The sequence below is a fragment of the Psychrobacter sp. I-STPA6b genome, assembly GCF_020662265.1.
Classification (GTDB): domain Bacteria; phylum Pseudomonadota; class Gammaproteobacteria; order Pseudomonadales; family Moraxellaceae; genus Psychrobacter.
In genome coordinates, this window is sequence record NZ_VEWM01000074.1 from 1 (window position 1) to 441 (window position 441).

At 56.5% G+C, this 441-nt stretch carries 1 protein-coding gene; it reads right to left on the bottom strand.

Annotated features, from left to right (window positions below; all coding sequences use genetic code 11):
* Positions 1-441: hypothetical protein (locus FHK88_RS14520; RefSeq protein WP_227430317.1), on the bottom strand; the 441-nt coding region annotated here is incomplete at both ends.

Genomic DNA, 441 nt, shown 5'->3' on the forward strand with positions numbered 1-441 from the left:
GCTATAGACAAAGAGGAAAGCACATGATGGATAAAAATATGTATTTTTTCCCTTCCTTTTTTTCCCTCCCCCTCTTTTTCTTCCTTCTTTCTTCCCTCCTTTCTTCCTCCTCCCTCCTTCCTTCCTTCCCTTCCTCCCTTCCCCCCTCTCCCCTCCTTCCCCTCTCCTTTCTCCCTCTCCCTCCCCCCTTTCCTCCCCCCCTCCCCCCCCTTCTTCTCCCCCCCTTCTCTCCCCCCTTCCCTCCCCCCTCCTCCTTCTTCTTCTTCTTTCCTCTTTTTCTCCCCTTTCCCCCCCTCCCCCCCCCCCCCCCCTCCCCTCCTTTCTTTCCTCCCCCCCCTCCTTCTCTTTTCTTCCCCCCCCCCTCTTTTTTCTTCTCTCCTCTTTCCCCCCCTTCCCCCCTTTCTCTTCTCCCCCTCTTCCTCTTCCTCCTCCTCTCTCTTT